8 protein-coding genes are annotated in these 6,236 nt (G+C 66.9%); 5 read left to right on the plus strand and 3 right to left on the minus strand.

Annotation, left to right across the window (positions count from 1 at the left end; all coding sequences use genetic code 11):
- From ABS88_RS22735 to ABS88_RS22755, 5 genes are all read left to right on the plus strand, one after another.
- Window positions 1-171: DUF455 family protein (locus ABS88_RS22735; protein WP_286750674.1), on the plus strand; the 171-nt coding region annotated here is incomplete at its 5' end.
- Between the two features lie 184 nt (window positions 172-355).
- Window positions 356-985 carry a M23 family metallopeptidase gene (locus ABS88_RS22740; protein ID WP_286750668.1) on the plus strand — a complete coding sequence of 210 codons (630 nt, stop codon included), beginning with the start codon at window positions 356-358 and terminating at the stop codon, window positions 983-985.
- Window positions 986-1,075: 90 nt separating this feature from the next.
- Window positions 1,076-1,417: an iron-sulfur cluster insertion protein ErpA gene (erpA, locus tag ABS88_RS22745; protein WP_058813114.1), complete on the plus strand. Its 342-nt coding sequence runs from the start codon at window positions 1,076-1,078 to the stop codon at window positions 1,415-1,417.
- A gap of 39 nt (window positions 1,418-1,456) precedes the next feature.
- Window positions 1,457-2,227 carry an exodeoxyribonuclease III gene (xth, locus tag ABS88_RS22750; protein ID WP_286750669.1) on the plus strand — a complete coding sequence of 257 codons (771 nt, stop codon included), beginning with the start codon at window positions 1,457-1,459 and terminating at the stop codon, window positions 2,225-2,227.
- Window positions 2,224-3,216, plus strand: a complete 993-nt coding sequence (locus ABS88_RS22755; RefSeq protein WP_286750670.1) for a cyclic nucleotide-binding domain-containing protein — start codon at window positions 2,224-2,226, stop codon at window positions 3,214-3,216. The genes xth and ABS88_RS22755 overlap by 4 nt, the downstream gene beginning before the upstream one ends.
- A 3-nt stretch (window positions 3,217-3,219) precedes the next feature.
- Here ABS88_RS22755 and ABS88_RS22760 read toward each other — a convergent pair whose 3' ends face one another.
- The 3 genes from ABS88_RS22760 to ABS88_RS22770 all read right to left on the minus strand — a co-directional run.
- Window positions 3,220-4,146 carry a class II glutamine amidotransferase gene (locus ABS88_RS22760; protein ID WP_286750671.1) on the minus strand — a complete coding sequence of 309 codons (927 nt, stop codon included), beginning with the start codon at window positions 4,144-4,146 and terminating at the stop codon, window positions 3,220-3,222.
- A 94-nt stretch (window positions 4,147-4,240) separates the two neighbouring features.
- Window positions 4,241-5,374, minus strand: coding sequence for a DUF1501 domain-containing protein (locus ABS88_RS22765; protein WP_286750672.1), 1,134 nt, complete (start codon window positions 5,372-5,374; stop codon window positions 4,241-4,243).
- A 3-nt stretch (window positions 5,375-5,377) separates the two neighbouring features.
- Window positions 5,378-6,236: DUF1800 domain-containing protein (locus tag ABS88_RS22770; RefSeq protein ID WP_286750673.1), on the minus strand; the 859-nt coding region annotated here is incomplete at its 5' end.

A 6,236-nucleotide genomic window follows, 5' to 3' on the forward strand; every position in this document is an offset into this window, starting at 1 on the left:
GGCACTGTCTGGTTCAACTGGATGTGCGACGAATTGGGATTCGCCCCGGCGCCGACATGGCAAACCCTCGTGAAATCGCGATTTCGCGGGGTGCTGAAGCCGCCGTTCAACGACTCGGCGCGCCGGGATGCCGGTTTAACGCAAGAATACTACGCTGTTATTGCTTCGTAAGGATCGGCCACGCAGTAACCATCGCGGGCAAGGGAATAATCCCATCCACGAGAAACAACCGGCGCCGACACCGCCGTAAAACGGGTCGGCGACAAGGCGATAGCGGGGTCGATACGTGCGAAACGCTTCTCTGGGGCAAAAGTTCCGATTTGGTCTTGTTTTCGGTGCCTTGGCACTGACGGGCATGACTGTTCCGGCTGCACATGCGGTCGAAGGCAGCAGCGATGCGGGCATCGTCGTCCCCGACGAACCCGATGAGGACAGCGTCCCGGGGGCACCGACGCAGCGCGACGACAGCGAAGCCTATGCGATTTTTCAGGCGTGGAAGCGTCTCGACACCGGGCTGACCGCCAATATCGGCATCGCGATCCCGTCGCGCCGACCGATCGAGAAGATGTCGCTCTCGTCATCCTATGGCATGCGCGTCCACCCGATCACCGGCAAGCTCGCGCGTCACAATGGCGTCGACATTCCGGCGCCTTATGGTACCCCCATCTACGCCACTGCCGACGGCATCGTCGGCCGCGCCCAGCGCCTTGGCGGCTATGGCAATTATGTCGAAATCGAACATGGCAACGCGATCGAGACGCGCTACGGCCACATGTCGTCCTTCGTCGTGCAGCCCGGACAGCAGGTGAAGAAGGGCGATGTGATCGGCTATGTCGGTTCGACGGGCCGCTCGACCGGCAACCATCTCCATTACGAAGTCCGCATCGACGGCGAACCGGTCAACCCGATGCCGTTCGTCCGGTCGGATTCGATGACGATCGCGGCGCTCACCGGCGACAAGCTGGCCATGGGCGGTCCCGAGTAACAGTTTCTCTGGGTCGGAGAGGAGGGGCGTCCCCAGGCCAGCGGCCGGGGCGCCCTTTTCTTTTGGGGCTAGCGATCCTATCTTCACAGGATGGCCACGCAGATCGACGATATCACCCTGTCTCCCGCCGCTGCGGCGCGCGTCCGCTGGATCGCCGAACGCAAGGGCGGGGTGGAACCTGCACTGCGCCTTGCGGTCGACGGCGGCGGCTGTTCGGGCTTCACCTATCGCTTCGGTCTGGCTGAAAGCATCGACGCCGATGACCGCGTCACCGAAACCGACGGGGTCAAGCTGGTGGTCGATTCGATCAGCCTCGATCTTTTGCGCGGCTGCACCGTCGATTTTGTCGATTCGCTCGGCGGATCTTCGTTCAAGGTCGAAAATCCCAACGCCGCCTCGGGCTGCGGTTGCGGCTCCAGCTTCTCGATCTGACGCCTTTCTAAGCGGCGCGCTTCCTGCCATAGCGGGGCGATGAAAGTCGCCACCTTCAACATCAACGGGATCAAGGCGCGGATGCCGCGTCTTGTCGAATGGCTCGATGAAACGCAGCCCGATGTCGTCTGCCTGCAGGAACTGAAATCGAGCGACGAAACGATGCCGACCAAGGAGATCGAGGCGGCGGGCTACGGCCTCCTCTATCACGGGCAAAAAGGCTTCAACGGCGTCGCGATCCTCGCCAAGGGGACCGATCCGGTCGAAGTGCAGCGCGGGCTCGCCGGCGAGGCCGAGGACGAACAGTCACGTTATCTGGAGGCCGATGTTTTCGGCGTCCGCATCGGGGCGATCTATCTTCCCAACGGCAATCCGCATCCCGGCCCCAAATTCGATTACAAGCTGCGCTGGATGGCCCGGCTGCGCGAACGCGCGAAGGCGCTGCTCGCAAGCGAAATCCCCGCGATCCTGGCAGGCGACTATAATGTCATCCCACACGATGACGATGTGTGGGACGTGCGCGGCATGGCGGACGATGCGCTGATGCAGCCCGAATCGCGCGATGCGTGGTTCCGAATGCTCGGCGATGGCTGGACCGATGCGATCCGCAGCCGCCATCCGGCCGGGCATGTCTGGACCTTCTGGGATTATCAGGCCGGCGGGTGGCAGCGCGACCATGGTTTCCGCATCGACCATCTGCTGCTCAGCCCCGCGATGGCCGACCGCCTGATCGATGCGCAGGTCGACAAGGCGTATCGCGGCCGCGAAAAGGCGAGCGACCACGCGCCAACCTGGGCCAGCTTTGCATGACGCCGCTGTCCGCCGATCAACTGGCGGACGTCCCGCTCTTCGCCGGACTGGGTGACGCCGAACGCGACGAACTCGCAGCCGCCTTTGCGCCGCGCCATTTCGCTGACGGTGAGGCGATCCTGATCCAGAATGAGCGCGCCGACGGTCTCTATCTCATCGCGGACGGCCGCGTCGAAATCGGCAAACGGCTGCCCGGTGGCGGGCTCGCCACGCTGGCCCAGGCCGGGCCGGGCGAGGTGATCGGCGACATGGCGCTGATCGGCCGCGATCTTCGGCGGTCGGCGATGGGCATAGCGCGCGGGCCGGTGGCGACCTGGCACCTGCCGGCCGAACAATTTCGCGCGGCGCTGGCGCAGCTTCGGCCGGCATCGCTGCAATTGCAGGCGGCGCTCGGCCAGGCGATCGCGCAGCGCATCCAGGTGAAGACCGGCGACATTGCCGCGCTCCTCGCGCGCTGGCCGGACAGTTTTGCCGCCCGCCCGCAGCGCGCGCTGCCGCCCGTCGCCGAAGATGATTTCGCCGCCGAAGCCTTTCTGGCGCGGCTGCCCTGCTGCGCGGCGATGAGTGCCGCCCAGCGGCTCGCTTTCTGGAATGCCGGTCGCCGTGTCGATTTGGCCGCCGATCGCGATCTGGCCGCGCCGGGCGGCGATCCCGCGTGCATCTGGCTTGTCGTGCGCGGCGCGGTGCGCAGCGCGCTGCCGCATCGCGCGGGTATTTACCAGCTCACCGTGACCGGACCGGGGCAGCTCGTCGGGCTGGCCCCCGCGCTGTTGGACAGCCCGCACGACCGGGTGCTGCGTAGCAGCGAGCAGACCACGCTGCTGGCTTTCGATCGCGCGATCTTCTCCGAAATGCTGGCAACCGGCGACAGCCTGGCGCGCGAGCTCGGTACGTCGGTCAACGCCGATCTCGTGACCGCGCTCGATACGCTCGATCAGGTAGAGGCCCGGATCGTGGCGATGCGCCGCGGACATGCCGTCGCCGCTTAGGCGCTAGCGCTCCAGCGGGATCACCCGGAAATCGGGCCGCTTTCCGTCCATAACCGCGTGGACCATCGCATATTCGGGCACCGGCATCCATGTCGCGCTGTTCGACGAAAGCGGTTCGGATGCGATGATGATCGCGCGCGGTTCCTCTTCGCCGCCGACCATTTGCCACTCGCCATCGTGCAATCCGTAATCGCGCCCGGTGGTGAACCACATCGACAGAAAGGTCATATTGGCTTCGTGGAGCTGGTCGGGCGATCCGGTACGGTAATGGCCGAAATCGAAACAGTGGCGCAGCCCCAATATCTGGCGGCCGGTGGTCAGAAAGAGATTGCAGCTCGATGAAATGGCGATGCCATGCCGGCGCCGCGCCGCCTCGATCAGATCCACCGTCCGCTGGACCGCGGCCACCAGTTCATCGGGTGCGGGCTCGGCGCGCCAGTCGGCCAGCTGCGACAGCAGCAGCGCATAGACCCATTCGCTATCGGTCGATCCCGAAATCTGCGCGAGCAGGTCGGGCGCAATTGCCTCCGCCAGCGTGCGCTTGAGATCGCCGATGCGATAAATGTCGCCATTATGCGCCATCGCCACCGCGGCGCCGGGAAAATGAAAGGGGTGGGTATTCTGTTCGCTCACCTTGACGCTGGTCGAATAGGCCACCCCGCGGACATGTGCGATCACACATTCGGCGCGCGTCTTGATCGCCAGCGATTTCAGATTGCCGTCGAAAATTGGCAGCGAGGGTGATCGGTAACGGTGCGGCACATCGGGCACGAAACTGGTCGAATCCCACGCCATCATCCCGAACCCGGCGAGATTCAGCATGTGCAACATGCGCGGCATATAGGCCTGATTGACAAGGCTGGAATCGGGCTTGAACAACAGATCGTCGAGCTGCACCGGTTCGCCCAGATACATCATCGCACGGCACATGATCGGTCCCCGCCCGCTGCTTCGCGTTCAGCCTACACCATTCGGGCCGTTATGAAAGGCCGCCAGCCCCGTCCGTCGCGATGGCACCATGGCCTCAGGCGTCGGGATAGAGCGTCCGCATCACCCGCGCCGGATCAAGCGCATAGTGATGCGCGATCGCGGCGCCGATCACGCTTTCGAGGCTGCGCGTCGGTTTGAGGTCGCGGCCGTCGAGGCGGTTTGCGGCGCTCAGCCCCGGCCAGTCGGCCGAGACCATCCCGCCCGCGACCGGCCCCCCGCCCGCCAGCGCACCGCCGAAGAACATCGCCGCCGATCCGGTGCCATGGTCGGTGCCGCCGGTGCCGTTGACCGCAACCGTGCGCCCGAATTCGGTCGCGACCACGACCAGCGTGTCGTTCCACGCCGGGCCAAGCCCGACCTGCAGCGCGCCGACAAGCTGGTCGAGCCCGCGAAGCTGCGCCGTCAGCCGCCCGCGCTGGCCGCTGTGCGTGTCCCAGCCGCCGGTTTCGATCATCATCACCCGCGCCCCGTCGGCAGGAAGCATCAATGATGCCGCGAGCTTGCCGAGGTCGGCACCATTGCGGCCATTGTTGCCGCCGATGTCGCCCGCCAGCTCCTGCGTCTTGACCGCGCTGTCCCACAGCGGGTGCAACAGCGCGTCGGCGGCATAGAGCGCCGACAGCCGCGCGATCAGGTCGGCGTCGGCCTGCGGCAGGCGGCTAGGGGCGTAGGTGGCGACGGGGGCGCTGCCGCGCAGCGCCAGCGGCACCGCCGGCGCGATAGCGAGCGCCTCGCGCTCGGCCGCCGGCAGCAGCGTCAGCAGCCGCCCGACCCAGCCGTCGCTCTTTTCATACGGGCGCGAGCCGCCGCCTTCGAGCACATTCTGACCATCGAAATGCGACCGGTCGCGATAGGCGGTGGCGACGGCGTGCGCGAAATGCGCCTGCTTGGCGCGATAGAGATCGGCGCCGGCGGCAAGCGCCGGGTGCAGCGTGAACAGGCTGTTGAGGCTGGCGCCGCCGGCCTCTTCGGCGAGCGCGCCGCGCGCCGCGGCATAGGCGGGATCACCCGTCGGTGCGACGATCGCAAGGCCGTCGGCGGCGCCGCGCTGGATCACGAAAACCAGCCGGCGTGGCGTCGCCGCGGCGGCATAGGCAAAGCGCGGGACCGCTCCGGCGGCGGCAATGGTCAGTCCGCTAATGAGCATATGGCGGCGCGAGAGGATCATCGTCTATCTCCGCAGAAAGGCCGGGCTGGCATAGAGCAGGGCGAGCGCCTGGCCGGGGCTGTCGGCGCGCGCGAGCGCCTGCGCGGTTTGCGTCGTCAAGGCGTCGGCAAGGATCAGCGGCGCGAGCTGACGGGCGTCGACGCGGTCGCCGATGCGGCCGGCGATCCGGCTGGCAAGCTCGACGCGTTGCATCAGCGCCGCCGATCCGGCCCAGGTCGCGACCAGATCGTCATAGCCGGCGGGCGATCCGGGGCGCCAGATCGGCTGGCCGAGCTGCGTGAAAAGCGCGGGAACATTCTGCCGGTCGCCGAGGGCCGGCAGCTTCAGACTGCGCATCACCGATACGGTCCAGTCCCACGGCGATTTGAACATCGCGGGGTCTGCCGCCCATGCCTCGGGCGCGGCGACGAGCGTTCGGTAGAGCGAGGTCAGGTCGCCGCCTGTGCGAAGGAAATCGGCCTCGAGCCGCGAGATGAGCGCGGGGGCGGGTGTGTCGCCGGCAAAATGCCGCGCCAGCTTGGTTGCGATGTGCCGCGCGGTTGCCGGATGCCGCGCGAGGTCGAGCAGCACCGCCTCCGCCTGGTCCGCGCCGCCCTGCGCATAGCGTTTGCCCATGATCGACTGCGCCCCGGGTTCGTGCAGCGGTGCGATGAATACGGTGTCGCCGTCGGCGGCGCCCGCGGGCATCAGCCGCTGTCCCGCGCCGCGGCCGAGCCCGGCGACGGTCAGCCCCGTCAGCACCTTGGCAAAGGCCGTGACGTCCGCCTGCGTATAGCCGGTACGCACCCCCAGCGTGTGCAATTCCATGATCTCGCGCGCCAGATTTTCGTTGAGCCCCGGCGCCTGCCGCCGCCCGCGCGCG

This window comes from Sphingopyxis sp. SCN 67-31 (assembly GCF_001725095.1).

What these genes read in the sequence shown, in the direction of transcription:
- erpA (WP_058813114.1), top strand. Translation starts at nt 1,076, where the DNA reads ATGGCCACGCAGATCGACGATATCACCCTGTCTCCCGCCGCTGCGGCG.
- xth (WP_286750669.1), top strand. Translation starts at nt 1,457, where the DNA reads ATGAAAGTCGCCACCTTCAACATCAACGGGATCAAGGCGCGGATGCCG.
- ABS88_RS22760 (WP_286750671.1), bottom strand. Translation starts at nt 4,146, where the DNA reads ATGTGCCGTGCGATGATGTATCTGGGCGAACCGGTGCAGCTCGACGAT.
- ABS88_RS22740 (WP_286750668.1), top strand. Translation starts at nt 356, where the DNA reads ATGACTGTTCCGGCTGCACATGCGGTCGAAGGCAGCAGCGATGCGGGC.
- ABS88_RS22765 (WP_286750672.1), bottom strand. Translation starts at nt 5,374, where the DNA reads ATGATCCTCTCGCGCCGCCATATGCTCATTAGCGGACTGACCATTGCC.
- ABS88_RS22755 (WP_286750670.1), top strand. Translation starts at nt 2,224, where the DNA reads ATGACGCCGCTGTCCGCCGATCAACTGGCGGACGTCCCGCTCTTCGCC.